Origin of the sequence: Rhodovibrio sodomensis (assembly GCF_016583645.1) — a bacterium.
GTDB classification, from domain to species: Bacteria; Pseudomonadota; Alphaproteobacteria; order Kiloniellales; family Rhodovibrionaceae; genus Rhodovibrio; species Rhodovibrio sodomensis.
In genome coordinates this window covers 1-564 of the sequence record NZ_NRRL01000303.1, presented here as the reverse complement: position 1 = coordinate 564, position 564 = coordinate 1, and the positions used below count along the sequence as shown (strand labels likewise).

The window sequence follows — 564 nt, the reverse complement described above, 5'->3', positions numbered from 1 at the left end:
AATGCATCGGTCTGATCCTTGGGGCGAGCCATGAGCAAGCCTGCCGGGTCCAGAAATGGCAACACCCCCTGCGGTGTAGGCGTGTCTACCAACCAGCTTTCCCTGATCCACAGGCAGGCACCCATGGCGGCCATGGCCGCAAAGCTCATGGCACCCGGCCCATAGACCTCATGCACACGGGCACGACGCAAAGGAAAAACGCTGTGAAGTTCGACTCGCATTACAAGAACATAGGAAGAACGCCGCCTGTCAGCAACAGCGCCTCTGGATGTCCAGGTAGGAAAAGGGGCGCGATCTGCACCGCGCCCCATCCGTCTGGTCCTTGGCCCTAAGGACCGTCTGGCTCCGTGAGTGATTGCAGGATTTACGCGGGAACCGCGACACCGTCCCGCAGCGGTTTCTTCAGCACGATCAGCATGCCCGTGGTGACCAGCGTGCCCGCCACAACCGAGGCTGCATAGGCGCCCAGATGGGTCACGGCATTCGGGATCGCCAGCACGAAAATGCCGCCATGCGGGGCCATGAGCTGGCACCCCAGCACCATCGAAAGCGCACCGGCCACCG

1 pseudogene is annotated in these 564 nt (G+C 62.2%); it reads right to left on the bottom strand.

The window, feature by feature from the left end:
* Positions 1-364: 364 nt before the first annotated feature.
* Positions 365-564, bottom strand: a pseudogene (locus CKO28_RS27875) (PTS fructose transporter subunit EIIBC); the annotation flags it as partial.